This window comes from uncultured Sphingobacterium sp., from assembly GCF_964277905.1.
Lineage (GTDB): Bacteria > Bacteroidota > Bacteroidia > Sphingobacteriales > Sphingobacteriaceae > Sphingobacterium > Sphingobacterium siyangense.
Genome location: NZ_CAXYKD010000038.1, coordinates 51071 through 77072, shown reverse-complemented (window position 1 = coordinate 77072; position 26002 = coordinate 51071). Strand labels below are relative to the sequence as shown.

At 42.9% G+C, this 26002-nt stretch carries 23 protein-coding genes; 10 read left to right on the top strand and 13 right to left on the bottom strand.

The window, feature by feature from the left end; all coding sequences use genetic code 11:
* Positions 1–26 precede the first annotated feature (26 nt).
* Positions 27–941 carry a helix-turn-helix domain-containing protein gene (locus tag ACHWSC_RS17290; RefSeq protein WP_394677590.1) on the top strand — a complete coding sequence of 305 codons (915 nt, stop codon included), beginning with the start codon at positions 27–29 and terminating at the stop codon, positions 939–941.
* Positions 942–961: 20 nt separating this feature from the next.
* On the opposite strand, the gene ACHWSC_RS17285 is transcribed toward ACHWSC_RS17290, so the two are convergent.
* The 3 genes from ACHWSC_RS17285 to ACHWSC_RS17275 all read right to left on the bottom strand — a co-directional run bounded on the left by ACHWSC_RS17285 (position 962) and on the right by ACHWSC_RS17275 (position 4016).
* Positions 962–2602, bottom strand: a complete 1641-nt coding sequence (locus ACHWSC_RS17285) for a serine hydrolase domain-containing protein (RefSeq protein WP_394677589.1) — start codon at positions 2600–2602, stop codon at positions 962–964.
* A gap of 71 nt (positions 2603–2673) precedes the next feature.
* The gene (locus tag ACHWSC_RS17280) at positions 2674–3483 is read right to left on the bottom strand and encodes a helix-turn-helix transcriptional regulator (protein WP_394677588.1); all 810 of its coding nucleotides are present in this window, start codon (positions 3481–3483) and stop codon (positions 2674–2676) included.
* Between the two features lie 8 nt (positions 3484–3491).
* Positions 3492–4016, bottom strand: coding sequence for a hypothetical protein (locus ACHWSC_RS17275; protein ID WP_394677587.1), 525 nt, complete (start codon positions 4014–4016; stop codon positions 3492–3494).
* Positions 4017–4249: 233 nt separating this feature from the next.
* On the opposite strand from ACHWSC_RS17275, the gene ACHWSC_RS17270 reads away from it, so the two are divergent.
* Together ACHWSC_RS17270 and ACHWSC_RS17265 are read left to right on the top strand one after the other, a co-directional pair.
* The gene (locus ACHWSC_RS17270) at positions 4250–4804 is read left to right on the top strand and encodes an SMI1/KNR4 family protein (RefSeq protein WP_394677586.1); all 555 of its coding nucleotides are present in this window, start codon (positions 4250–4252) and stop codon (positions 4802–4804) included.
* Positions 4805–5184: 380 nt separating this feature from the next.
* Positions 5185–5895 carry a Crp/Fnr family transcriptional regulator gene (locus ACHWSC_RS17265; RefSeq protein ID WP_075991572.1) on the top strand — a complete coding sequence of 237 codons (711 nt, stop codon included), beginning with the start codon at positions 5185–5187 and terminating at the stop codon, positions 5893–5895.
* A gap of 49 nt (positions 5896–5944) precedes the next feature.
* Here ACHWSC_RS17265 and ACHWSC_RS17260 read toward each other — a convergent pair whose 3' ends face one another.
* The 4 genes from ACHWSC_RS17260 to nirB are packed head-to-tail and all read right to left on the bottom strand — an operon-like array spanning position 5945 to position 10111.
* A complete protein-coding gene (locus ACHWSC_RS17260; RefSeq protein ID WP_394677585.1) occupies positions 5945–6322 on the bottom strand; it encodes a hypothetical protein in 378 nt (125 codons plus the stop codon).
* Positions 6323–6352: 30 nt separating this feature from the next.
* Positions 6353–7165 (bottom strand): formate/nitrite transporter family protein, encoded by an 813-nt coding sequence (locus ACHWSC_RS17255; protein ID WP_070567490.1) that lies wholly within the window; start codon positions 7163–7165, stop codon positions 6353–6355.
* 47 nt (positions 7166–7212) lie between these two features.
* On the bottom strand, positions 7213–7560 hold the full coding sequence (gene nirD / locus ACHWSC_RS17250; RefSeq protein WP_070567492.1) for a nitrite reductase small subunit NirD: 348 nt from the start codon (positions 7558–7560) through the stop codon (positions 7213–7215).
* 34 nt (positions 7561–7594) lie between these two features.
* The gene (gene nirB, locus ACHWSC_RS17245) at positions 7595–10111 is read right to left on the bottom strand and encodes a nitrite reductase large subunit NirB (RefSeq protein ID WP_394677584.1); all 2517 of its coding nucleotides are present in this window, start codon (positions 10109–10111) and stop codon (positions 7595–7597) included.
* Positions 10112–10311: 200 nt separating this feature from the next.
* On the opposite strand from nirB, the gene cobA reads away from it, so the two are divergent.
* Positions 10312–11073: a uroporphyrinogen-III C-methyltransferase gene (cobA, locus tag ACHWSC_RS17240; RefSeq protein ID WP_394677583.1), complete on the top strand. Its 762-nt coding sequence runs from the start codon at positions 10312–10314 to the stop codon at positions 11071–11073.
* A gap of 166 nt (positions 11074–11239) precedes the next feature.
* On the opposite strand, the gene ACHWSC_RS17235 is transcribed toward cobA, so the two are convergent.
* Positions 11240–11989, bottom strand: a complete 750-nt coding sequence (locus ACHWSC_RS17235) for a DeoR/GlpR family DNA-binding transcription regulator (RefSeq protein ID WP_394677582.1) — start codon at positions 11987–11989, stop codon at positions 11240–11242.
* A gap of 4 nt (positions 11990–11993) precedes the next feature.
* On the bottom strand, positions 11994–13163 hold the full coding sequence (locus ACHWSC_RS17230; RefSeq protein ID WP_394677581.1) for an MFS transporter: 1170 nt from the start codon (positions 13161–13163) through the stop codon (positions 11994–11996).
* Positions 13164–13238: 75 nt separating this feature from the next.
* Here ACHWSC_RS17230 and ACHWSC_RS17225 point away from each other — a divergent pair, with 75 nt between their 5' ends.
* Positions 13239–13628, top strand: coding sequence for a VOC family protein (locus tag ACHWSC_RS17225; RefSeq protein WP_394677580.1), 390 nt, complete (start codon positions 13239–13241; stop codon positions 13626–13628).
* A gap of 95 nt (positions 13629–13723) precedes the next feature.
* Here the strand turns inward: ACHWSC_RS17225 and ACHWSC_RS17220 are convergent, their stop codons facing one another.
* The 3 genes from ACHWSC_RS17220 to ACHWSC_RS17210 all read right to left on the bottom strand — a co-directional run bounded on the left by ACHWSC_RS17220 (position 13724) and on the right by ACHWSC_RS17210 (position 15452).
* Complete coding sequence (locus tag ACHWSC_RS17220) at positions 13724–14323, bottom strand: hypothetical protein (protein ID WP_394677579.1); 600 nt, start codon at positions 14321–14323, stop codon at positions 13724–13726.
* A 53-nt stretch (positions 14324–14376) separates the two neighbouring features.
* On the bottom strand, positions 14377–14628 hold the full coding sequence (locus ACHWSC_RS17215; RefSeq protein ID WP_153846684.1) for an FUSC family protein: 252 nt from the start codon (positions 14626–14628) through the stop codon (positions 14377–14379).
* Between the two features lie 383 nt (positions 14629–15011).
* On the bottom strand, positions 15012–15452 hold the full coding sequence (locus ACHWSC_RS17210; protein ID WP_394677578.1) for a hypothetical protein: 441 nt from the start codon (positions 15450–15452) through the stop codon (positions 15012–15014).
* A 91-nt stretch (positions 15453–15543) separates the two neighbouring features.
* On the opposite strand from ACHWSC_RS17210, the gene ACHWSC_RS17205 reads away from it, so the two are divergent.
* Positions 15544–16368, top strand: a complete 825-nt coding sequence (locus ACHWSC_RS17205) for a GyrI-like domain-containing protein (protein WP_394677577.1) — start codon at positions 15544–15546, stop codon at positions 16366–16368.
* Between the two features lie 70 nt (positions 16369–16438).
* Positions 16439–17563 (top strand): agmatine/peptidylarginine deiminase, encoded by a 1125-nt coding sequence (locus ACHWSC_RS17200; protein WP_394677576.1) that lies wholly within the window; start codon positions 16439–16441, stop codon positions 17561–17563.
* A gap of 134 nt (positions 17564–17697) precedes the next feature.
* On the opposite strand, the gene ACHWSC_RS17195 is transcribed toward ACHWSC_RS17200, so the two are convergent.
* On the bottom strand, positions 17698–20133 hold the full coding sequence (locus tag ACHWSC_RS17195; protein WP_394677575.1) for a hypothetical protein: 2436 nt from the start codon (positions 20131–20133) through the stop codon (positions 17698–17700).
* A 399-nt stretch (positions 20134–20532) separates the two neighbouring features.
* On the opposite strand from ACHWSC_RS17195, the gene ACHWSC_RS17190 reads away from it, so the two are divergent.
* The 3 genes from ACHWSC_RS17190 (at position 20533) to ACHWSC_RS17180 (ending at position 26002) form a co-directional block, all read left to right on the top strand.
* Positions 20533–21081, top strand: coding sequence for an RNA polymerase sigma-70 factor (locus tag ACHWSC_RS17190; RefSeq protein WP_394677574.1), 549 nt, complete (start codon positions 20533–20535; stop codon positions 21079–21081).
* Between the two features lie 85 nt (positions 21082–21166).
* Positions 21167–22360 carry a FecR family protein gene (locus tag ACHWSC_RS17185; RefSeq protein ID WP_394677573.1) on the top strand — a complete coding sequence of 398 codons (1194 nt, stop codon included), beginning with the start codon at positions 21167–21169 and terminating at the stop codon, positions 22358–22360.
* A gap of 147 nt (positions 22361–22507) precedes the next feature.
* Positions 22508–26002, top strand: coding sequence for a TonB-dependent receptor (locus ACHWSC_RS17180; RefSeq protein WP_394677572.1), 3495 nt, complete (start codon positions 22508–22510; stop codon positions 26000–26002).

The window sequence follows — 26002 nt, the reverse complement described above, 5'->3', positions numbered from 1 at the left end:
AATTAGAAATTCAGTAAATTTACAACATGGAGAATACATTTCGCTTTCATTCCCTTTCGGAATTCCACAGCTTTTGCGGACTACCTAAACCCGAACATCCATTGATCAGCTTGGTTGATTATAGTCAAGTACATTACCCTGTGAATGATAGCAAATTGAATTGGATACAACATTTTTATTCGATCGGTTTAAAGCGAAATGTAAATGCCAGGTTCAATTATGGACAGCAGCACTATGACTTCGACTCGGGAATACTCACCTTTATCTCGCCCTTACAATTTCTAAAAGTGGAGATCAACCAGGAAGTGCAGGCACAACCCAGCGGTTGGATTTTGTTGATCCATCCCGATTTCCTTTGGAACAGCGAACTGGCAAAGCATATTCACTCCTACGATTTTTTCCAATATCAGGTCAATGAAGCGCTTTTTCTTTCAGACAAAGAAGAAGCCATCATTGTCGATATTCTGCAGAATATCGAAAAAGAGTATCAGTCTAATATCGATAAATTTAGTCGTGAACTCATTCTCAAACAGATTGAACGCTTGCTGATTTACGCCGAACGATTTTACGAACGTCAATTTATCACCCGCAAACGATCGACTCAAGAGCTGGTCACCAAGTTTGAGCAGTTACTGTCAACACAGTTTCAGCAACACATACTTGTGGAGCATGGTGTACCGACAGTCAGCTTTCTGGCGCAGCAACTCAATTTATCACCAAACTACCTGGGCAGTTTGCTGCGTATCTACACACAACAAAACACCCAGCAGCATATTCAGCATAAAATGATCGAGTATGCCAAATTAAGATTAAGCACGAGCTCCCTCTCCATCAGCGAGATCGCCTATGAACTAGGGTTCGAACATCCACAGTCGTTCAGTAAGGTCTTCAAAAAGAATACCCAACAAAGCCCCGTGGAATTTAGGCAACTGTTTCAGTAAAAAACTACTTTGTAAAGCGATCAATTACCAGCATTAATTAAGGCTGGAAGCAAAAATTCGCTGACGATCCGGTCGACCTGCCTATGCGCATACGCTTGACCATAAGCACTGGCTGTAATAACGATCACATATGGAATGTCGTTCATAACAATAATGTAATTTCCGCCATTGCCGGCACAATAATAAGCTTCATACGCCTTACTTCCAACATTAAAGCGCTTGTTCCAAAACAGATAACCATAATATTCTTTCTCCCTTTCAGGAATCAGAAGCTGTTTCGAAAGGCTCTTTTGAACCCAGGCTTGCGGAAGGATCTGCTTGCCATTCCAACGCCCACCGTTCTTATAGAGCTGGCCGTACTTCGCAAAATCAAGTGCATTCATACGAATACCCCCCGCAGTATTTGGCAGCCCTTGCGGGGTGTGTTCCCAGCGGTATTTGCGTATTCCCAATGGGGCAAACAGTCTTTTGTCTGCATAGGATTCCAATCCACCTTCTACTTGTTTATGGAGCATATCTCCCAATACAACGACTCCGGCGGTAAAATAATGCCATTGTCCCTGCAGAGATTTTCGAAAAGGAAGATCTAACGTAAAGTCTACCCAATTTGTTGTGGGATACATATTTTCCTCATTACCGGGGCTATTGGGATCTTCATCGTTACCATCAAAGCCAGCACTCATGGTCAACAATTCACGAATGGTTGTTTTATTTTTACCTGGATCAGGATGTTGATATTTTGTAAAATCATAGCATTGATCCAGCGTTTGATATTCGTCCTTGACAAAGCCATCCGCAATGGCCATCCCGGTTAAAGTCGATGCAAAGGTTTTGCCGACGGACCGGGGATCATGCAGGCTATCCCTATTTTCACCATTGAAATATTCTTCTATCAACAGATTTCCATGTTCCAATACCACAATTCCGTTTATCTTTTTAAAAATCCCCTCTTCAATCATTCCTTTTAGCTGCTGCATCCTACGACGGTCAAACTTTGCTTTTGATAAATTCAATCCAGGATAAGACCCTGGCAACTGTAGCCTATATTTATCCGGATTTATATCCGGGTTCATGCTGACAGAAAGCTGCAGTTCACCACGTGCAATGATATCACCAACAACAAGATTATCAGTATTTACGTAAGGTCTGATTTCCATCTTAAGATAATGTTTCCCATCCGCTAACGCCTTTTCACCACCATTAAAAAGAAAACGGTTCCAGAAAGATTCAGACCAGGATCCCTGTCCATTGATTTGATCGATCAGGGGACGTTTCAAGATCGTCTCCTGTTGCTGTATCTCCTGCTGAGGTGCGCCAGGAGATAAATTGCTTCTGTAAATTACTTTTCCATCTATCCATAACGTAAACTGAAAATTACCCTGTTGAAAAAGTTCGGTCTCCGTAAGCTTCGGCGCTAGGATCTTTTGATAATAGAGCAATGGCTTTTGAAGTTTGATAGCAAAAAACAGATCACTTTTCGGTGAGAGCACATAATTAGGCATAAACTCTTCTTTTTGCAACCGCTCCCGCGAGCTTGTGAACAAAATTTCACCAGGCATTTCCTGATCAAAGTGAACCTGTAAAGTATCCCGCTTCGATTGTTGTTGGGCATTAATCAACAGCGGATAACAGAATAAAAAAAATAAAGCAAGATATTTCATAAGGCTTTTTCCAGTCTATTTGTGTAAAAATAGCATTAGCCAAATGAATAAAATAGAATGAAATTAACTTTTTAAGCGTTTATCTTGTTGCGATATTCCCCAGGTGTGGATCTAAACAAACTTTTAAAACAACGTATAAAATGACTTTGATCCGCAAAACCTGATTGATAGCCTATTTCGGTTAGCGAAAGGGTCGGTTCACGCAGCAGCAGCACTGCATTTTCCACTTTCAATTTGCGGATATAATCACCCATCGTTACACCAAAATACCGGGAAAATTCACGGGACAGATAAACAGGATGTAGATCGACAGTATGGGAGATAGTCGTCAGATTCAGCTCACTGCTAAAATTCGCCCGCAAATAATCACGCAACGTATAAACCCATTGCGGAACTTTACGTTCGCTCACTATCCGATCGCGATGCAACAAAGAAAACACATGTAACAACAAACTGTCCATTGCAAGTCCCGAACTATTATCCTGATCAAAAGATTCCCAAAAGAGTTTATGGAAGAGCAGCCTTACCTCTGGCAGATGAATATCCATATTGCCTTCCAGCAGATGCAGCGCCGCCATCTCGTTCCAGTGCCAGTTTGGGCTTAGTTCAATATGAAAACCCCGGGTACAGCCATCTGGTTTTCTATTGTAGTGAGGGTCTTGCCAATTATGAAAAAGCAGGTCCCCAGCAGCACAATGATGAATCCCCTTTTTGCTTCCCTCGAGCAAATTCCCTTCCAAAATAAACGTGAAATAAGGGTTTTCATGGTAATGCCAGTCCACTTTTTCCAGTGTATAAATAGCATCTGAAACAAGTAGTTCATTGGAATTAAATTTCCTATTTATAGCACCATAGTAGGTACCTGCACTGAGCTGCTCCACGACTTACTTTATTCCGCGTAATATCCCGCTACTCCAATGCCAATCGTCCAAAAGAACTTTGACTTTTTAAGGTCCTCCAGCAGCATATCCGCATTGTCTTCGTATTCGCCATCGGCTTTGATTTCCTCAATCTCCTCCTGAACATCCTCTTCAGTAATCTGTCTCCAGACACCAACAGAGCTATTTAAAAATGTATAGCAATATCCCGCTTCGGCATCATCAACCTCACCCGCATTTTTATCACTCAGGATACTTACAAGTTCGGTCGCTTCGACCTGAAACGGATTAACACCATAGATACTGATTTCAGTTTTTTCTGGATAGGGTCCATTAATGCTTTCTATAAATTCCAATGTTCCCTGATCATTAAAATCAAGTCTCAATTCGAGTTCACCATAATAATATTGGTCGTCCAGTGCATCCGAAGGAGCACCAAGTACACTTTGAACTTCAGCACGGCCCGCACCGAGATTAACCTGACCAATACCTTCAATTTGAATCCCAACAAGTGGGACTAGTTCGATCTTTTTCATCCGTAATCAGTAAATTATAAAAAGGATACCTGCATAAATAACACTTGAAGATCCGTTATCGTTTTATCCAATGATGAACATAGCTACAGCTTTATGCTGACATAAATTTACACTAATTCCCATTAAATAATTATTAACATTTTTAACTTTTCTTACGATCCTTAGCGCACATGATAATTCGCATACTCAGCCAATTATGACTAACTTTAGGAATGCATCAAAAATCGACGATTATGCAACAGACGCTAGCGACATTAGACAGTTATATCCAAAATCTAAGACCTGAACTGTATACCGATCTACAATCCCCGTTATCGGCAGAAGATTTTAGGGCCCTTGAACAGAAATATGATATTGAAATACCTCACGATCTTAAAGCGTTCTATCGCTGGAAAAATGGGCAGCGCAATACAAGTTATGATGCCTTTGTTAACAATTCGACTTTCATCCCACTAGAAGAGGCGCTGGATACAGCGCAGGAACTGACAAATATGATTGGTATGGACTTTGAAATCGAAAACTGGTGGAATGAACGTTGGATCCCTATATTCCACAACGGCGGTGGAAGTTATATCTGCTATGATCTAGGTGGCATCTTTACCGGACAGACAGGTCAATTGATTGAATACTGGAATAAAGACAATGACCGGAATGTTATTGCACCTAACCTCGAAGGTTTTTTAGGGCTACTTAACGACTATTATGCCCATACGCCTAAAGAAAAATTCGATGATTTTTTTAGCCTAGATACCACAGGCGAATATCCCAAACGGTTTAAGGTGGACTAACAGAAACTCATCGCCCTCATTTTTTTCTCTTGATGGATTTTTGAATTTATTATACCTTTTCCCGCTGTTTCTCTTTGGAACCACAGGATAAAAACGGCGTCAACATACAATAAAGAGTAACAAAAATTAAATAAATTCTTAGCTTCATCATACTATTGGTCTTTACACTAAACCGAAGAAAACAATAAATGCTGATTTCAAATGACAGCATCAACAAGATGCCAACCATAATGGAGATGCAAAATTTCATCCAGTTCCACACATTAATAAGTTAAAATCAAAAGATATACTGTTTTTATAGAAGGTAAAATAGGAATTTAAACGAATAGATAATAACTTTGGACAGATAACACACCGTCCGTTATACGAATCAGGCCTTCATGAAATCGAAAAAAGTAAATACTTGCGACCACTCCTGCCTTATGTGCCGTTATGTCCTACAAGACTGGCTTGGACAAATCGACCTGCACCGAACAAATATCAGATTGAAAAAAGGCGAGCAGTTTATTACCGAAGGGCAATCGGTTCGGGGTATTTATTTTGTCCAGTCTGGACTTGTCAAAGTTCACCGCAATCTTGGAGATAAGGAAACCATTGTTCGTTTTGCAAAAAAGGGAGATATCGTAGGCCATCGCGGTATCAGTACTGAACAAACCGTCTATCCCATTTCGGCAACTACCTTGGATGTCACGCAGCTCTGCTTCGTGGAACTGCCATTTTTCCTATCCACACTACGCATAAATCCCGAATTGAGCTATCGGCTGATGTTATTTTTTGCCGACGAACTACATCTTTCTGAGCAAAAAATGACCAACCTGACACAGCTTCCTGTTAAAAATCGGCTTGCTTGGAGCTTATTGTTACTCTACCGTATTTTTGGCGAGGAAAACATGGACGGATATATCGGTCTCACCTTGAGTAAAAAAGATCTTTCGTCCTATGTAGGCACTACTTACGAGACCGTTTACCGCATGCTAGGTGAACTTATCGATCTAGAGGCGATAGCGATGGACAAAAAAAATATCTTTATTAAAAACTTCCAACTTTTGCATGATCTTTCGGAAGAAAATATGGGGAGTGAAACAGTCTAAGACGGCTAACGACTCCCCAATCCATATACTTCCCTAAAAATACATCACACTAAAATTTATAGCCTAAACCGACCCCCAAACGCCACTTGCCATCAGCAGTACCCGTTTTCGCCGCGTAAAATGCGGGCAGCTGAATAGCAATATGCCGGAATACGGCCGTCAGACCAAAGCCTAGAGACGGGGTGACCCAGGAATTCTTTGGCTTCCCTGTTTCAACCTTATCTTCTTTAAGTTTTAAACTCGGCAATAAACCCAACAACAGGCAACTTTTCGGGCTGAATATATATTTCACCGCTGGTCCAGTACAATTGATATAAGCACCATGATCAGCGTATCCTGCCACGACAATTCCCTCAAACAAACTCCCTTTGACTGTTTTTTCCTGACTGTAAGACTCCATGCTAATAGCTAACAATAGAAGTAACATGAATAATTTTTTTATCTGATGCATAAAAATCTAGTTTTGTGAAGTCGACACTTTTTCTTTTTGATGATAGGTATAATAGATAGCCATCCCTGTAAACAGCAATCCGCCGACAATATTTCCAGCTGTTACAATCAGCTGATTGCACAGCCACCAGTCGGAGATAGTCACTTTTGCACCGAACATCATCCCGGCAGGAATCACAAACATATTGACCACTGCGTGCTCATAGCCTAATGCAAAGAATATAAAGATCGGAATACCTGCAGCCAGTATTTTGCCAAGAGTAGACTTAGACGTCATGGACATCACCACCCCCATACAGACCATCCAATTACACAAAATAGCTTTAACAAAGGCCGAAAACAAGCCTGCTGCACCATGGGCGCTGTATCCAAGCGTTTTCTTTTCGCTGATCAGGATCAGGCTCTGTTCGATGTTTCCGAGCTGGCTCGAATGTCCAGTTTCTGTACTAGCAGCCCAAAATAAAATCGCAAAGAGGACACTTCCAAGCAAGTTGCCTAGAAAAACCCAGAGTAAATTATTGGCCATAGCCTTAAAATTGATTTTACCTTCAAACCAAGCTAAAGGTACGAGAGAGAAGCTGCCTGTCACCAATTCCAAACCGAGGATGACGATAATAACAAACCCTACAGGAAAAACGAATGCACCGACTAATCCCAATCCTGTCTGCGAAGTGGCCAAAAGTGCGAGTGTAACAGAAATAGCCAATAAGGCACCTGACAATGCGCCCCGTATCAGTAGATCTTTGACCGGAAGCGAAGATTTGTAGATAGCGGTGTTCATCATGGCACCAGCCACCTCTTTAGGGCTAATATAATCCATCGTATTTTTGTTTTAAAAGGTTTTAGATTCAATTATTTTTATTTCTCCTAAGCAGTCATCCCAATAAAAACACTTCCGTTTTCCACCTTCACAGGATAAGTCTTAATGGCACATTCGTCACCCGAAAGACATTCGCCTGTATCCAACGCAAAGGTTTTCTTATGGAACGGACAGGCGACTTTAGGCGTTTCACCCAAAGAGCCCAGCATGCCGCGGCTTAAAATCATCTGCCGTTTGTGCGGACATTCATTTTGAGTGGCATACCACTCATTGCGGCGGGCGAAATAAAACAGCGCCACCTGTTCGTTATTCAATTTAAGACAGACTCCACCATTTTCAATAGCATCTTCTATCCGACAAGCCTTCAGCCATTTCATGTCAATTTGCGTATTCATATGATTTCGATTAAAAGGTTTAGCGATTTTATATTTAATAAGTACTGACGTTCCAATCAGCAGCTTTTTTCTGTCCGCGAAAGCTGTCAAAGCGAACAGTTTCATCCTTCTCTTCGGGTGCATTAACAAAGTGGACAAAGCGTTTGCGAATTTCCGGATTCTCCACTGCTACCTTCCATTCACAGCGATAACTATCGACAAGCAGCTGCATATCCTGCTCCCAGGCCTCCCCCATACCCAGGCCATCCTCTACCACAACATTCCTTAAATAATCTATTCCGCCTTCCATTTTATTGAGCCAGGTAGCAGTCCGGGTCAGCGGATCCGCAGTGCGAATATAAAACATCAGGAAACGGTCAATGTAACGGATACAGGTTTCACTATCGATATCCGATGCAAGCAGCAAAGCATGCTGCGGCTTACTTCCGCCATTACCGCACACATAGAGGTTCCAGCCTTTTTCCGTCGCAATAATTCCAAAATCCTTACTCTGCGCCTCGGCACATTCGCGGATACAACCACTAACAGCCGACTTTATCTTATGTGGAGCACGAAGACCACGGTAACGTTCCTCTATCCGTATCGCAAAAGAAACACTATCGTGCAGCCCAAACCGACACCAGGTACTGCCCACACAGCTTTTGACAGTCCGTAGTGCCTTGCCATAAGCATGTCCGCTTTCAAAGCCGGCAGCAATAAGTTCTTCCCAGATAAACGGCAGATCATTGAGATGTGCACCAAATAGGTCAATGCGCTGTCCGCCCGTAATTTTTGTGTATAGGCTGTACTTCTTAGCGACTTCCCCGATAACAATCAGTTTATCTGGGGTAATTTCACCTCCCGGAATGCGCGGAACAACTGAATAGGTCCCGCCCTTCTGTATATTGGCCAAATAACGGTCATTACTATCCTGAGCCACATCATTACCCTTGCCAAGAATCATATCGTTCCAAAGGCTCGCTAGCAAGGAAGACACCAGCGGTTTACAGACTTCGCAGCCATGTCCGCGGCCTAGCGCATCCAATACATGATCGTAACTTTTCAGCTCATGGATCTTGATCAGGTCATATAGTTCCTGGCGGCTCAGATCGAAATGTTCACAGATGGTACTCCGGATATATTTCCCTTGCTGTTTCATCGTATAATTGACCAAGTCCTTGACCATCGGCACGCAGCCGCCACATCCCGATCCAGCCTTTGTACATTTCTTTACCGCATCTGCATTTTCACAATGACCAGTTATCACAGCATCACAGATCTGTGCTTTAGTGACACCTTCGCAACTGCAAATCAATGCCGCATCAGGAAGAGCCTCCAGACCAGCAGAAGCCGACTTGCTTTCACGCTGCTGGCCAAAAAGAAGGAGTTCAGGGTGTTCCGCCAACGGCAGGCTATTATTGACCATCTGAAGCAACATGTTGTAACTTTCCGCTTCCCCGACAAGTATCCCTCCCAGCAGACGCGTTCCATCTTTACTTACGTTCAATCGTTTATAAATACCTTTATTACGATCCTCCAATAAGATCGTGCGTGCATAAGGTTCGCTGATAAAAGCGTCTCCAAAACTAGCCACATCAACTCCCATCAGTTTCAGTTTGGTGCTCATGTCAAATCCCTTAAAGGATTTCTCTTCCCCCACAATATGAGATGCCGCAATTTCAGCCATTTCATAGCCCGGTGCTACCAGACCATAGATCATATCATTCACTAAGGCACACTCACCGATAGCATAAACTACAGGATCAGAAGTCTGCATCTGCGCATTAACCAATATTCCGCCCCTTTCACCAACATCCAGTCCAATTTTCTTGGCCAGCTCATCACGGGGACGTATACCTGCTGAAATCACCAATAAATCCGTCTCTATCGACGAACCATCCTGAAAAGCAATCCCCGTCAGGCGATCATCCCCCAGCAATTGGCTTGTCGACTTTTGCAATAAACAGGTCAAGCCTAGTTCTGACAACTTGTTTTGCAACAACATACTAGCGCTATCATCAATCTGACGCGGCATCAGGCGTTGGGCAAATTCGATCACGGCAGTCTCTTCCAGACCAAGATCCACCATTGCTTTCGCAGCTTCGAGTCCCAAAAGTCCACCACCCATTACTGTACCACGTTTCGCTTTTGCCGCATAAGCTTTGATCAGATCCAGATCTTCGATGGTACGATATAGAAATACCCCTTCCTTTTCAATGCCCGGAATTGGTGGAACAAAAGGAGCAGAACCAGTCGCAAAAACCAGATAGTCATAATTGACTGTGATACCTTTTTGAGATTCCACTTCTTTTTTAAATAGATTTACAGCAACAATTGGATCGTCTAAATGAATTTTTATATTATTTTCCAAATACCACTCATTTTTTAACAAGAAAAGCTCGTCAATAGACGAAATTTTGAAGTAATCTGTCAAATGAACACGATCATAAGCTCGTATCGGCTCTTCTGAAAACACAATTATTTCCAGATCGTTTATTTTCTGCTTTAATTTTTCACAAAACTTATTACCAACCATACCATTACCAAGAATAACAACCTTTTTTCTTTCCATAACTGCTATTTTTTATGATAAAAATTCAATTTAACACTTCAACAACACTAATTTATGTAATAAAAAATTAAAAAATCAACATAAATATGATTTTAGTAATATTTTTTCAACAAAAAACCATAAATAATTGTAGTTTATATGATTCATATCATATTTTTTAATAGATTTACATATAATTAAACAACAAAAACAACAATAACATGAAAAAATTAAGCACAACATCGTTATTTATTGTAGGATCTGGCCCCGGAGACCCCGAATTACTCACCCTGAAAGCATATAAAGCAATAGAAAATGCACAAGTGATCTTATATGACAACTTAATTAATAAAGAAATCCTTCAAATAGCAGATAAAAACTGTTTAAAACACTATGTCGGCAAGCATCCTTACGGAAAATACGTGCCCCAGGAAGAAATCAATAGGCTCATCCTTCACTATTGCGAAAGATACGAAAGAGTGGTACGGCTTAAAGGTGGCGATCCCTATCTTTTTGGGCGCGGCTTTGAAGAATGGCTTACCGTACAAAACAGATCAATTAACATTACCTACATTCCGGGCATCAGCAGCATGCAAGGCGCCGGCCTCAATGATATTCCGCTGACACATCGTGGTGTAAGTGAAGGCGTATGGGCATTGACAGGTATGAAAAAGGACGGAACCCTATCTACCGATCTGGCCCTGGCAGTTCAGAGCAGATCTACTGTAGTCATCTATATGGGAATGCGTAAGCTCGATGAAATAGCACGCACCTATGTTTTGCACAGCAAAGGAGAAACAGCCGCAGCAATTATACAGCATGCGAGCTTGCCGCAACAAAGACAGGTGCGTTGCAGAGTCAAAGACCTCGTCAGAATAAGCAAGGAGTATCAGATAGGGCATCCTGCTATCATTATCATCGGCGACGTAGTGGATCTGCAGCAAACATTGACAGTTGCTGCCGAACAGCGGCGCATTATTTAGGATCGATTATAGCATTACTTGAAATATAAGTAAAGCCTATTATTATCCACTTTATTACTGGACTAAAACAGACAAAGGTCATCAATACCTGCGAAGACTTTAATATTATTATTTGGAAGCTTTATATCATCTACCAAATCTCGTCAGATTTGTCGCTGTCAATTGGCTAGACAATCTGCAGGTCCATATTTCTAAAGAAATTCAATTCGGAATCATTTGAGTCCAGGTCGGTGATCAATGCCGTGAGCGAATCTATTGGACACACCCTAAACAGTTCACCTTGGTAAAGCTTATTCTGACTGGCTAAGGCTATTGTTTTCTTTGCACATTGAACCATCATCTTTTTGGTTTCTCCATCTGCAGCTGACGCTGCCGAAACACCGAGCTCAGGATCTACAGCACAAGTTCCCATGATAAAGATATCGGCATTATACTTAGCAACTTCCATACAGGTTGTGATACCTGAAGTTACAGCCAGATCGGGTTCAAAATTACCACCCAAAAAAATAAGTTCCACATTTTTGAACTTCTCGAGCAGTGGCACGATGGAAAAATTATTTGTAACCATCCGAATCCGGATATCCAATGGCATCGCATTCACTACGGCCCGCGTCGTGGTGCCACCATCCACAAAAAGGGTCATGCCATCTTTCAGAAACGGCTGTACTTTTAATGCGATAATATCTTTTTCTTTGGTCAGAAACGATTGCCTATCCTGGAAAGTCAGTGGATCTTTTTCTCGCAGTATAGCACCACCCCTGGTCTTGGAAAGCAAGCCGTTCCGATAGAGAAGGTCTATATCGCGGCGGATGGTATCTTCCGATACCGCCAGCAACACCGCCAGCTCTTCAAATTTAACCTTCCTACGGCTCTCTAATTCACGGAGGATTACCTCAAAGCGTTCTTCTTTTAACATGCTGTTACTTCCTGATTTTATAGATAAGGGCTACTACTAGAAAAAGCAAAGCTATTGTTTCGAAAGCAATGATCAAAGAAAAATGCTGCGCAATAGCTCCCAAAAGCGCGGGGCCCGCCAGCTGACCGGCATAACCCATTGTTGAAATAACCGGAATGGCTACCGTCGGCGAAAGTCCTTCAATCCGTCCACCCTCGCTAAAAAATACAGGGACAATATTGGCGGCTCCCAGTCCCAAAAGGACAAATCCAATGATCGTTAGCGATAACCAAGGACTACACACGACGATCAAAATGCCCAACGAAGCCAACAAGCTACCACCTATCACCACAACTTTACTATTCAGTTTACTTACTAATCGGTCTCCCTGCAATCTCATGACCGCCATCGCAACGGAGAATGCCGCATATCCAATTCCCGTAAACTCAGGAGATACTCCTTTGTGATCCCGCAGGAAAATCGCACTCCAGTCCAACATCGCTCCCTCAGACAAAAAGGCAATGAAACACATCAGCCCAAGTATCAGCACACTCCACCTAAGCCATTGAAATCCTTTTTTTGAAACCTGAGTTTCATCAATAGGAGAAAACTGGACAATGATTTCTTTTTCCTTTTGGTAGCTCAGCAACTTTCGATATTGTAAGATCAGTAGCAGTATTAAAAGAATGGCTATGGTAACTGCTGCATAAATAGGAATTAACCCCATCTTTATCAGAAAACCCAAGCCGATCGATCCAAATAGCCCTCCTACACTGAACAGTCCATGTAAAGAGGACATTATGGGTTTACCCATTGCATTTTGAACCTGCACACCATGTGCATTCATGGCCACATCTATACCACCTATACTGCAGCCAAATATAAAAAGAACACAGGCCATCAAATAGCTATTGGTTACCATCAACAGTACAGGAAGCACTACGGCAGCTATCAGACCTGAAATCAAAATCACCTTTCTGCTCCCAACTTTACCGATGAAAAATCCGGAAAGCGGCATCGTTAATAGTGCACCACCACCCAAACATAACAGTAAAAGCCCCAGTTCTCCGTCATTCAGACCAAGACGGTCCTTGGCGAAAGGTACCATCGGTGCCCAGCTTGATAACGCGAGGCCACATACCAAAAACATAACCTGTGTCGCGACCTTAGCCTTTAATATCGATTCGTTCAACATATCTTATAAATTTTATATTGCAATATTATGCAAATTTGCATAATATTGCAATATAATTAAACAAAAAGATTTGCCATGCGAATAGAACACCTCGCCCTATGGGTCGATGATCTTGAGAAAACACGTGCTTTTTACGCCAAATACTTTGGTACTGTAAGCGGAGAAAAGTACCATAACCCGAAGAAGGGGTTTTCATCCTACTTCCTTAAATTCCGCGAATCCGGCGCACGTTTGGAGATTATGAATCGTATTGATATTACTACTGCCGCGGCTGATAGGAGCCTCAACAAAGGCTATACCCATCTGGCCATTAGCGTCGGTGGAAAGGATACTGTCGATAATCTGACCGAGCAATTACGGTCGGATGGTTATATCGTCGAAAGCGAGCCCCGTACTACGGGGGATGGTTATTATGAAAGCGTCGTGCTTGATCCGGAGGGAAATCCGATAGAAATTGTAGCTTAAATAGTTCAAAAAGTAAAGTATCCCGAACACTATCGGGATACTTTACCTTATTCTGTATGAAAAGTAAGCCTAAAAGGCTCTTATAAGGGCTTCCATTAGGATTTTCTTATAACAGGATCGATCCAGTAATAGTCATGGTTGGTATGAGCGAAAAACTCCATCGGCGTAACATGGCAATCAATGGTATCGCTGAGCCCGTCGTCGGTATAAGTGACCACATCTTCGGATGGCATCACCATCCCGCTCATAATGGATCCATAGTCCAGGCAATGAAGATCAGATATCAGCACATTGATTGTGTGAACCAGCGTCCATTTTTCCATTTCTTCCTTGCTAACACGCTTCACACGCTCGGCCAAAAACCGTGCTTCCTCCAGCTCTTTTTCGACACTGTCCGGAAAAAAAAGCAACAGGAAGGCTTCATACTTATCAAATTCTTTATTTCGGATTGCTTCATTTCGCAGAAACAGCTTCTCGCCCATCTGTCCGTACTGATCGGCATATTTTTTCAGTTCCATTTCTGCAAGTGCCCTATCCGACCATTGCTGCAATTCAGAAAGCGCATATACATCGGTACCATGGCCGTCACACTGATTGAGATACGCCCAGATATCGCCCTGTACAACTTTGGGCTTCCTGTGCTCCAGCACATTGTAACCTTGCGCTACCCATGCTTCTATTTGTTCCCTTCTCATCTTAAGCTGTTTTTTAAAATAAACAACAGCGCAGCTGCAATGGTTTTCTTTTTCTATTTCAGATTTCGGGCTTTCAACTCCGCATCCAGTGCTTTCTCATTTTTTCCAAAATATTTAAAGAACAAAATGGCCAATATCAATGGGAAAATTGTAGGCCAGGTTAAACCGGCTACGAATATACTGTAGGCAGCGATCCCCAAACAAAAGCCAATAATTGATGCATTGATTATTTTCGTGGGTTTAGCTTTCTTTTTGAGAACCAACAACTCTTCATTGCTCAGTTCATTTAATTTCTTTTCTTCCATCTGGTCTGTACTTTTATAGGTTAGTTATTTTATATGTTTGATGCGAATATAATTATTTAAACGGACAGGAAGAAAATGAAAAATAATAGCCGTTAAATTTAATATTTAGGTGTTAAAAATCAGGATCGAAGAGTGACCAAATTACTATCTATTACGGAATTTGCTCAATGCTTGTTCAGTGATTGCTCAGTGATTGTTCAGTGCTTGCTCAGTGTAAACTGAATAAGCACTGAACAATCACTGTCTAAAGATTGGTTGAATATTGTGATTAGGTATAATTTGGTATAAAGAACAAACCTGCTCTTTCCTCGGCCATCCATCGGGTCGATCGTTTAGGTTTGGTGTCTCAAAAAATCAGTTTGTTTCCATCAGTTTTCATCCGATCAACTTTTGCATGTACTTTTCAAAGCCCATGCAACCAATATAGGCTGAAAAAATAAACGGGCAAGCCGCTTTCGATCCGTATCCAATCCAAAGCCGTCGCGATGGTCGTTATATTGGGCAATATTTCCGGGAAACACGGCTGCAAAAAACGCTGCTGCGATTTTTCCGACTTTCGATCGCTGTTTAGCAGGCGCGAAAATCAGTGCAGCACCCAAAGCAATTTCCGCAATACCGGAATATACAACCGTATCATCTTTAGCGAGCGGAACCCAGTCCGGCACCTGAGCCTGAAATTCCTTGCGGGCGAAGGACAGATGTCCAATACCGGCTACAACCAAAAAGGTACCTAGACCAACTCGTGCTATCTTCTGCATAGGTGATTTATCCATAGCTTTTTTCTTAAAGTACATCATTCGATGTAAAATTGTTTGATTTTTCATACCCTTGCAGTTCATATAATCTTACTGCTGTGATTGATATCTCTAAAAAACGTATTTTTAGCTTGTCAAAGGATACCAACAAATATTGGATATGGAAAACCAGCTAAATTGCATTTACAGCATAATCAATTTTGTCGAAAAACATTATGATCAACCTATTGCAATAAAGGAACTGGAAGATATTTCCCATTATTCCTACCGCAACATCCAGCGTATTTTTAAATACAGCTGTGGAGAGACCATTGGCTCTTTTCAGCAAAGGCTAAAAATTGAAAATGCCTATAAACGGATTCTCTATACCAGCGAGCCCCTAACGTCCATCGGACTCGAGGTTGGCTTTGCTAATATTGCTTCATTTTCTAAGGCTTTCAAACAATATTTTGGCATTTCACCCAAAGAAGCCAGAGCTGGCAAGGCAGCGCTGCTTTGCGGCCCAAGTCCTGTACCGGCTTGGTCCGACCAACTCTTAAAACCCGAAATCGTCTATCTCGCCCCGACACAGGTCTATTACCGGAGCATCCAATGCGATTATGACCCCGAAGCCATCGAAGGGTTGTGGGACAGACTGCTTCAAGATAATTTTAAAAGTTCCCCTATTTCTTATTATGGTGTTATTGCAGACGAACCCCTGATAAAAACCACCATCCGTTGTCGTTATGATGCTTGTACAACGGTAGATTCCTGTACGAAAAGATTACCTTCAAAAATGATCTTGGGTGGTCGATATGCCCGTTTCAAGCATCTGGGCAGTTATGAAACCATAGATGAAACCTATACCAAAATTTATACACGCTGGATCTTTGATTCGGGACTTGAGTTTTCGCATAGCCCGATTATCGAAAAATATGAAACCCATGCCGACGATACCGTTCATACTGAAGATCAATTGACTTATATTTTGTTGCCGTTGAAGTAAGTTGTCAATTTCGGACAACTTTAAGCTAGTTTGACAGACTACTTTTGTGCTGTCAAAAAACAAATAAATCATGCACAAAAAGAAAATGATCATGTTGACCATACTCCCGCTAATGCTATTCGCCTGTAGCCCATCAGCAAAAATGGACCTGACCGATACCCTCGATCACAGCGCAGTGGTATATACCATGCCCGAAGAATCCGCTCCACACGAAGGCACCTGGCTCCAGTGGCCGCACAAATATCAATACGGCAGCAATTACGCCAATCGGCTGGATGCAACCTGGGTAGCCATGACCAAGGAACTCGCACAGAGTGAACGCGTCCATATCATAGCCTATGATGAGAAAGAACAGCAACGTATTATAAATTTACTCAACGAAGCTGGCGTTATGCTCAACAGTGTTGATTTCATGCAGTATCCTACCGATGATTTTTGGGTACGGGATAATGGGCCAATCTTTGTAAAAGATAAAAATGGACAGATCGTTATCCAGGACTGGGGTTTTAATGGTTGGGGAAATAAAGCTGATTACAACAACTGCAACGCAATCCCAACGAAAATTGCCGCCGATACACATACCACTGTTGTCAATCTCAACAATGTGATGATCAACGAAGGTGGAAGTATAGAAATTGATGGTAATGGCGTACTGATGGCCTGCAAAAGCGCTATCCTCAACAGCAATAGAAATCCAGGGATGACCCAACAGCAGGCGGAAGCCATATTTTCAAAATACCTTGGCGTCAGCAAATTTATCTGGCTGGATGGAAAGGCGGGCCTCGACATCACCGATATGCACATCGATGGCTTTGTACGATTTGTCAATTCCGGTACTATTATTACAATGAATCCGGATGATCTGGCCTACTGGCAGGTCCCCGATCGTGATATCGACAAGCTGTACCTAGCAAGCGACAAACAAGGTAAACCCTATCAATTTGTAGAACTTCCGCTGACCAAAAATGATGTATTGACCACTTACGGAAAGAATGTAGGTCGAGCCTCCTATATCAACTATTACATTGCCAACAATCGCGTACTGGTTCCCAATTATAACGATCCTAACGACGCGGTGGCAAATCAAAAGATCCAACAACTGTACCCTGATAAAAAAGTTGTGGGAATCGATTGCCGCAATTTATTTGCAAATGGCGGAATGATCCACTGTGTTACACAACAACAGCCCAAATAGGAAAAAATCGGTCCAGTGACAAAGCGCTGGACCAATTTTTTTAAAAAGACATAATATATCCAAACATTTCGACAATCCACGGTCTTGATTTGATTGTCAAAACCTGCGGAGAACCACTTTTAGAATGATTTTAGTTACTTCTCACTATTTTTAATCATACGTCGATAATAGACCACCTTGCCTGTCTCAGTCATCCCTTGTATGGTTAACCATACGCCCTTATTGTGACTATTGTTATAGAAGATCAATTTTTTAAAACTGTTATCTTTATTGATATCAAAAAAAGGTTCCCAGTAAAGTGTAAGACGCGTATCAAGCCCTGCAGATAAACGGGCCGCTGCAGTTGGATACACTTTATTATGAAACTCTCCCGGAGACATATAACCTGCAACAGTTTCATGATATTCTGCGGCACCAAAATCCCGATTTACCTCCGCAGGACTATATTCAAAGACGAGCAGCACATTTGTACCCGAATGCACCGGGGAGTTGTAGGTACGGTAAAATTTCAAATAAGGATAGTTGGATACGTCCTCGTCCAAAAAAGATAATTGGTTCTGCCGATCCAGTTCTCCAAATCTGTCCGGATCCTCTTTTGCTTTCTTTGCGACGTTGGACAGTACACTGCCGTCGGCGACAGCTTTCGTTACATCACCAGTTCCCCCGACAAACTTTCCATTGAGGATAATCGAAACACTTCGCGCAGGAACTTTCCTAGCAATGTAATCACGTAGAGACTGACTCGTTTTAATGACGACACTATCCATTAATGGAAGTAATATGGAATCTGGTTGATGGACCGTATGGGGTTCCATCGTTCTAAAACGGCTTTGCATACGATCAATTTCCCGTTGCCTACGGGTCCGCGTTACCTGAACCGTTTGCAGCACACGATTTCCATGCGCATCGATTGTAAAATAGTCTGATGGTAGCACTCTTAAATTACTCAGTTGTTTTGTGCTTCCATCAACGTCCTGTATTGGTATTAAGACGGGATATCGATAATTGTTGGAATCTGTAAATTTATACTGCACACTAAATGGGGTAAATTTCAGCTTTCGATAGATCTGTATGACCTTAGTTTCTAACGAATCATATATGATCGAATTGGGGATCGAAAATCTTCCGTTTTTATCAAACATCAACTCAGTATATTGCATGCGCGGTGCTTCGGGATACCGATAGCCAAAAGAAATACCTCGAACAGGTAAATTCCCCTTTTTCCCCTTGTTTACTTCATTTAGATAATCGGCATAGAACTTAGCCCAACTCCCCTTTTCCAAGCGGATTTGGCCCTGTATTTCCAAGAGAGAATCCACTATTGTCAATCTGCTACTCGGACAGTAACTATGATCCCAAATTTGATTCTGGACAAAAAGATTCTTATTTTCTGTTCGGTCCCACAACAACTTAGGATTGACTAAAGGCTGTTGACTGAAAGGCTGAAAGTAAATATCCGTCAACATACTTCGCGTGGTATCTACGGCGACTTCGGCATCAACCACCGAAACCGACAATCGGGCCATGTTCTCGCCTTTAGGCAAGGTCACTGTAACTGTACCCTCTGATTTTTCCTGAAAAGTACTGCTGACTGATACGATAGGGATTATTTCAATCTGTTCGTCACCAATAAGCAAGCTTGTCCGTGATAGCACCTTCTGTCGATCGCGAACCACAGCCTGCAAAATACCATATTCCAAATCCGCTTTCTTTAACGGAATATTCGTCTTTTTCCCTTCTTTGAGGTTGAACTCCTGATCAAAAAGCGGTCTTTTCCCTATTCCCACAGCAACATGAACGAGCTGGCTAGGTAGGTTGGTCTGCAATTGAACAAGTACCAGCGAATCCTGTTTAACCAAAGCAACCTTAGCTCCCTGCAACACTGGTTGAATTTTGTCTTGATGCTGTATGCCCAGCGGATCTGCCCATTGGAGCATATAACTCCGATCTGCCTCAAAAATCGTCCGCAGCGTGGCAAAGCCACCCGAGTCCGTCCTAAACTCTGCGATATTGCCAGCCTTGTCATCCACCATTTTTCCCTTAACAAAAGCTGGATATCCCCTACTGTCCAATGTTTGGATCAGCAGGGTATTTTCCAGCCCAGAAAGTAAGATACCTCCCTCAGGCTGTTGCACGAGCTTATACTCCGGTACTTTTTCAAGGGTAGATATAGGATTTTCATGAGAAAGCTGCAGAATTCCCAATTTTTTAAAGTACGGTCTACTGTTTGCACAGGAATCTATTTTCGTATTAGCGTTGATAAAAATTTCCTTTCCAAGATAGTTCAACGGAATCTTAAAAAAACTTGCTGTAACACCGTCTTTTACTAGAGCTACCGATCGCCAAATCTCCTTGCCCTCGTCGTCGATCAGTTTCATATACATATTGTGGAGATCTCGAGCAATAGCTCCATCTTTCATAAAATACCCCTTAAACCAGACCGTGTCTCCAGGCAAATAGTAGTCTCTATCCGTATGTAAGTAAAGTTGGCTGGTCTGAGCGTAGGTAGATTGAAAAGAACCTATCAGCAATAGGCCGTACAGCAAAAGTCTAACAGTGTACTTCATCATTCGATTTGATTTATGGAATTAAATAGGGCAACAGGGTTACGGCTTAAAAATACTACAGGAAGGGCTATGATTTATTCATTGAAAAGAGATATATTCAATAATTTATCGTTTACAGCAATTGGCCTACCTATGTAAATTGAGAAGAAAAATCCAATAATGAAAATAGTAACTAAAATCAATCGATTGCGTATTTTTTAATCAATCGGATAAACAAGTATTAAGTTGTGACCGCCACCCCATTTTAACCGGCTCATAATGTGATCTAAGCGCAAACGTTTTCGAAGAAATATAAGAATAGCTGCCCTTTCTCAAATCCAAAACCTGAGCATATTTCCCTATATTTATACCGTGCTCCCAGAGCTCCTGTTATGTCAATTTCTTTATACATCATCAAACAAGGTGGAAAATTTGCAGATAGCTTTACCTTACGATATTGAATCTCTTTTTCAGCAATACTACCGACAGCTTTGTCTCTTTGCAAACAATATCCTACACGACGAAGCTTTGGCAGAAGATGTTGTTCAGAGCTTTTTCGCAGGGCTCTGCGAGGGCCGCAATACCCTACCCGATGATGAAAATACACGGCGAGGTTATCTCTTCGTTTCCGTCCGCAACAATTGCCTCAAGCAGATCCGCAACGAAAAAACAAAGAATAAATATGTAGACCAGCTCGACATGAACATGATCGAAGAGCAGACCGTCATGGATGCCATGATACAGGCCGAAGTCATCGACCAGCTCATGGAAGCCATTCATCAACTTCCTCAGGGCTGCAGACAGGTATTGCATATGGCCGTTTTCGACAAACTCTCCAACAATGAAATTGCCAATAACCTCTCTATTTCGATCAATACCGTCAAAAGCCAGAAAAAAAGAGCCATACAGCTTTTAAGGACACGTTTGGATACCCATATGATGATGCTCCTTTTACTTTTACTTTCTGAATAACAAACTTTTACATTTTTTTTTAAATTTCTCTTCCATCCTTTTCCATCGGTAATGGCTCTTCTCCTTATACAGCCAATTGAACAGGATGAAGAATGACCAATTTGTACTCGTCGATTTTTTAGTAAAACACTTCGGTGGAACACTGAGCCAGACCGATAAGGAGGTTCTACAAAAAATGTTTGACGACGATCCTAGCTTGCACGACCAATGGGAGCGATATACCAGCCAGGGGCTCAGATCTAGCGATGCAGAGTTCTGGGATAGACTGGACCTGGATCAGGCTAGAGCGAAAATACTACACTATGCGTCGGCCAAACCAGCAAAACGACCATTACATATCGGCGGCATGCGCCAACTAAAGATCTATGCAGGTCTTGCAGCCAGCCTGGCTGTCTTTATCGGCGTAGCGTGGTTCCTGAATCTCAGGCATCAAGACAGCCAAGTCGTTCCCGACCAGGCATATCACTATAAAAATGATGTTTTACCTGGGGGACAAAAGGCCACCCTCACCCTGTCGAACGGTAAAGTTGTCACCCTCTCAGAAGAACAGTCAACCGTTAAAGAAAAGAATGGTGAAGAGCTCCACATTAGCGACGGACAGCTGCGCTATCAGCCCAACAGCAATCCGTCCGAAGTTGCCAACTTAAGAAATACGTTGAAAGTACCCGAATCGGGCTTCTACCGGATGGTATTGCCGGACGGCACCAAAGTCTGGATCAATTCAGCTTCCGAGCTGAGCTATCCTTTGGCCTTTGGTAAATCAACCCGCAATGTGGAACTACGGGGCGAGGCCTATTTTGAAGTGGCCCACGAAAAAAATCGACCCTTCATCGTCAGCACGACTCACGGTGACATTAAAGTACTAGGGACCGCCTTTAATCTGACGGCCTACAGCAATACGGCTTCCAATGTCACATTAATCAATGGCAGCATCCAGTTGACCAATAAAAATAATACGACCAAACAAATCGTACCTGGACAGAAAGTCGAATTCGACGGCAGCGCCATGCGCGTCTCTCAGGCAAATATTGAAAAGGAAACCGCCTGGCAGCATGGCTATTTCTATTTCGAACACGACCAGATTCAGGACATTATGGAACAGCTAACACGCTGGTATGACATCAAAGTCATTTATCAGGGCTCCATTACGCGGAAAACTTTTGGTGGTAGCATGAGCCGAAGTGTAAGCCTCGCCGAAGCCTTAGAACTCATTAAACGCGGGGCCGGCCTTGAATTTGAAATTGACAGAAAAACCGTTACCGTAAAAAACAAAAGCTAAAAAATAACCCCATATTAAAGGAGGACCGATTATGATATAAACATTTACGAAAATAAAATTATTGGCACGGAGTCTATCGGTGCTGTCCACAGGTGCGCGCGTACCTGAATGAAAACCTAAAAAACTAACCCTTTTTTGCTTAAAAACATGAATTACTTTATCAAATGTAAAGATTACCTGTTCGGGAATAACATCACCGAACCGAGTTTTTCTCCCCTTATCTCAAAAAAGATGAAAGCAAGCTTATTTCTGGGTTTACTATTTACCTATGGTGTATATGGTAAAACTGAAGCCCAGCAGGTCACCTTGAATATCAATAAAGGGAACCTCAAAACTGTCTTTCAGGAAATCAAGAAACAGACGGGCTACCATTTTTTTTATGACGAAAGTCTTTTTAATGGTTTAAAGATGGTTACTGTGCATGCAAACAACCAAAAGCTAGCGAATGTGCTCAAAGAGCTTTCGGACGAATTGCCCATGACGTTTGAAATCCACAAGCAGCACATTATCGTCCTGCCGAGTTCGTCCAAGGTTGAACAACAGGCACAGCAACAATATACCATCAGAGGACGTTTGCTTGCTGCCAAAGACGGCGCTCCGATTGAAAATGCAACGATCAGCATCAACGGAAGCAACAGCCGTACGTCGTCGGATGCCAAGGGTAACTTCACACTTAAATCAACGCTGGCCGAAGGTAGCCTGACCATCTCCCACCTGTCTTTCAAACAGCAAACAGCCCGTTTTAACAGTGCCAATGCAAACGCCCTAACAATCTCACTGGAAGAAAATGACAGTGCACTCGAAGAAGCTGTTGTGGTTGGTTATGGTACACAAAAGCGTGTCAACCTCACGGGTGCCGTAGATAATGTCAGTGGTGATGTATTGAAAAACAGACCCATCAATAACGTGGCTCAAGGTTTACAAGGCGCGATCCCCAACCTCACCATAACTCCGTCAAGTGGTAACCCTGCGAGCAATCCGGGCATCAATATCCGCGGTACCACCTCTATCAATGGTGGCGGTCCACTTGTACTCGTGGATGGTGTGGAGATGAATATGAATCTGGTCAATCCAAATGACATCGCCAATGTTACGGTTCTTAAAGACGCCTCCTCGGCTGCGATATATGGTGTACGTGGTGCCTTTGGAGTCATCCTAATCACCACCAAAAGCGCAGCCGACGTGGATAAGACAACGGTATCCTACAACAATAATTTCGGTTTCTCGCAGCCTAGTATCTTCCCGAAGATCGTGAAGACAAATTACGAACATGCTGACTATATCAATCAAGCCATGCTGAATGCTGGTTTGGCCCCGATGTATGACGACGCAACTGTGGCTGGTATGAAAGCCTGGACAGCCGATCCAGCCAATAACCCTTCCTATGAAATCGTTGGCGGTAGTTACCGCTTTTACGGCTATAACGACTGGCAAAATATGCTGATGAAAGATTTCGCTTTCTCCCAAAAACACAATATCTCCCTCTCCGGTGGGACCGAGAAAACGAAATTCTTCAGCTCTGTCGGCTACAACAACCAGACAGGCTTACTCAAAATCAACAGCGATCAATTTAAGCGCCTCAATACGCGCCTGAGTGTCGAAAATCAGACCACAGATTGGCTAAAATTGGGTTTGCGGGCCCTTTACAACCATACAGACAACGACGAGCCCTACAACTATGGAAACTCGATTTGGCATCAATTTGTCTTTACCAGCCCTGTACGTCCCTACCAGTGGAACGGCGACCCCGCCTATCCGCAATATGACAAATACAATGGCATGTATTTCGACGACCAAAATCCGATTCCGCTCCTCGAAAAAGGAGGCCGCAACCGCTCCATGAATGAAGATATCTGGACATCCTTCAATGCCGACCTCAAATTCATACCAGGCTGGACAGGGCATGTCGATTTCAATTACAACCTGAATATCGACAAAAATACCTCCCAACGTAAGAAAGTGGATATGATCAAATCCAATTTTGTTCCAACGGAAGGGAATTCAACCAACAACTCCTACAGTGTCGAAGACAATCGCAGAGATTACTACTCATTCAATGCCTATACACAATATGAGCAAACTCTGGCCAAGCATTATTTCAAAGGAATGATAGGCTACAACCAAGAACTGACCAAATACGGTTCTAACAAAGGAACACGCCTTGGTATCCTCAATCAGGAGCAGCCAACGCTCTCTCTAGGGTCGGGCGAACAGCGTGTCGAGCAGACGGGTTATGAATGGGCTTTACGCGGTGGATTCTTCCGTTTAAATTATATCTATGACGACAAATACCTGCTTGAGGTCAATGGCCGTTACGATGGTACCTCGCGTTTCCCGAAAGACAACCGCTTCGTCTTCTTGCCTTCGGTTTCGGCCGGATGGCGTGTATCTGAAGAGAATTTTATGCGCTGGTCACGCAAAACCCTCTCCAATCTAAAATTACGCGGCTCCTATGGCGAACTGGGCAATCAGCTCCTCACCTCGAGCAGTTGGTCGGGTAATACCCGCTATTACCCTTTTGTGCCTTTTATGTCAGCAGGTATCTCCAGCAACTATATTTTCGGCAATCAGACCCAGGTGATCGTCAATCCACCGACGCTGGTTTCTAATAGTCTGACCTGGGAGAAGGTGGCAACTTTCAACTTAGGAGCCGATCTTGCCTTTTTCAACAATAAACTCGACGCTTCTTTCGACTGGTATCGCCGTACGACCTCCGATATGCTCACCAGTGTTGTCTATCCTGAACTGCTGGGAGCGACCTCTCCTGTAGAAAATAAAGCCGAGCTCCGCACCAAAGGCTGGGAACTATCACTGAGCTGGAAGGACAAAGTCAACGAAAAGCTGTCTTATTCCCTGGGGTTCAACCTCGGCGATTCACAGGCCGAAATCACCAAATTTGACAATCCTACCCGTTCACTGACCAACTACTATGTGGGTCAGAAAATAGGCGAAATATGGGGTTATACTACGGAAGGATTTTTTGTCGATGCCAACGATGTGGCCAACCATTCCGATCAGTCACGTCTGGGAAGCAACTGGGCAGCTGGTGATATCAAATACCTCGAACGCGACAATGTACTGAAGAACGGTAAAAACGAGATTTCGCCAGGCGACAATACCGTGGACAATCCAGGCGACCGTTCAATCATCGGAAATACCACACCGCGTTACACCTACGGTTTTAATGGCGGCCTCAACTATGCAAATTTCTCTCTGGACCTCTTTATTCAGGGGGTCGGCAAACGTGATTTCTGGCCGTCAGGACAGGCATTCTGGCCTGTAGCGACCCAGTACTTCGCTACGCAACAATGGTGGATAGACGATACTTGGTCGCCACACAATACCGATGCATACTTCCCGCGGGCGGTCGCGCGCAGTACAAAAAATCAGCAGACGCAGACCAAATACCTGCAAGATGCATCTTACCTGCGCCTCAAAAATGTGACGCTGGGGTATTCCTTCCAGCCGAATATCTTACGCAAATTAAAACTATCCAATGCGCAGGTATTCCTCAGCGGCGAAAATCTATTTTTCTTTTCACCAATCAAAGGAAGTTATGACCCTGAGGCAGCTGCTGGCGGCGGAGCCATGATCTATCCGTTCTCAAGGACCTATTCATTTGGAATCACTTTAACGTATTAA

Excerpts from the sequence above, each read along its gene's own strand:
- ACHWSC_RS17290 (WP_394677590.1), top strand. The coding sequence starts at position 27 with ATGGAGAATACATTTCGCTTTCATTCCCTTTCGGAATTCCACAGCTTT.
- ACHWSC_RS17285 (WP_394677589.1), bottom strand. The coding sequence starts at position 2,602 with ATGAAATATCTTGCTTTATTTTTTTTATTCTGTTATCCGCTGTTGATT.
- ACHWSC_RS17275 (WP_394677587.1), bottom strand. The coding sequence starts at position 4,016 with ATGAAAAAGATCGAACTAGTCCCACTTGTTGGGATTCAAATTGAAGGT.
- ACHWSC_RS17270 (WP_394677586.1), top strand. The coding sequence starts at position 4,250 with ATGCAACAGACGCTAGCGACATTAGACAGTTATATCCAAAATCTAAGA.
- ACHWSC_RS17265 (WP_075991572.1), top strand. The coding sequence starts at position 5,185 with ATGAAATCGAAAAAAGTAAATACTTGCGACCACTCCTGCCTTATGTGC.
- ACHWSC_RS17260 (WP_394677585.1), bottom strand. The coding sequence starts at position 6,322 with ATGTTACTTCTATTGTTAGCTATTAGCATGGAGTCTTACAGTCAGGAA.
- ACHWSC_RS17255 (WP_070567490.1), bottom strand. The coding sequence starts at position 7,165 with ATGGATTATATTAGCCCTAAAGAGGTGGCTGGTGCCATGATGAACACC.
- nirD (WP_070567492.1), bottom strand. The coding sequence starts at position 7,560 with ATGAATACGCAAATTGACATGAAATGGCTGAAGGCTTGTCGGATAGAA.
- nirB (WP_394677584.1), bottom strand. The coding sequence starts at position 10,111 with ATGGAAAGAAAAAAGGTTGTTATTCTTGGTAATGGTATGGTTGGTAAT.
- cobA (WP_394677583.1), top strand. The coding sequence starts at position 10,312 with ATGAAAAAATTAAGCACAACATCGTTATTTATTGTAGGATCTGGCCCC.
- ACHWSC_RS17235 (WP_394677582.1), bottom strand. The coding sequence starts at position 11,989 with ATGTTAAAAGAAGAACGCTTTGAGGTAATCCTCCGTGAATTAGAGAGC.
- ACHWSC_RS17230 (WP_394677581.1), bottom strand. The coding sequence starts at position 13,163 with ATGTTGAACGAATCGATATTAAAGGCTAAGGTCGCGACACAGGTTATG.
- ACHWSC_RS17225 (WP_394677580.1), top strand. The coding sequence starts at position 13,239 with ATGCGAATAGAACACCTCGCCCTATGGGTCGATGATCTTGAGAAAACA.
- ACHWSC_RS17220 (WP_394677579.1), bottom strand. The coding sequence starts at position 14,323 with ATGAGAAGGGAACAAATAGAAGCATGGGTAGCGCAAGGTTACAATGTG.
- ACHWSC_RS17215 (WP_153846684.1), bottom strand. The coding sequence starts at position 14,628 with ATGGAAGAAAAGAAATTAAATGAACTGAGCAATGAAGAGTTGTTGGTT.
- ACHWSC_RS17210 (WP_394677578.1), bottom strand. The coding sequence starts at position 15,452 with ATGAAAAATCAAACAATTTTACATCGAATGATGTACTTTAAGAAAAAA.
- ACHWSC_RS17205 (WP_394677577.1), top strand. The coding sequence starts at position 15,544 with ATGGAAAACCAGCTAAATTGCATTTACAGCATAATCAATTTTGTCGAA.
- ACHWSC_RS17200 (WP_394677576.1), top strand. The coding sequence starts at position 16,439 with ATGCACAAAAAGAAAATGATCATGTTGACCATACTCCCGCTAATGCTA.
- ACHWSC_RS17195 (WP_394677575.1), bottom strand. The coding sequence starts at position 20,133 with ATGATGAAGTACACTGTTAGACTTTTGCTGTACGGCCTATTGCTGATA.
- ACHWSC_RS17185 (WP_394677573.1), top strand. The coding sequence starts at position 21,167 with ATGAAGAATGACCAATTTGTACTCGTCGATTTTTTAGTAAAACACTTC.
- ACHWSC_RS17180 (WP_394677572.1), top strand. The coding sequence starts at position 22,508 with ATGAATTACTTTATCAAATGTAAAGATTACCTGTTCGGGAATAACATC.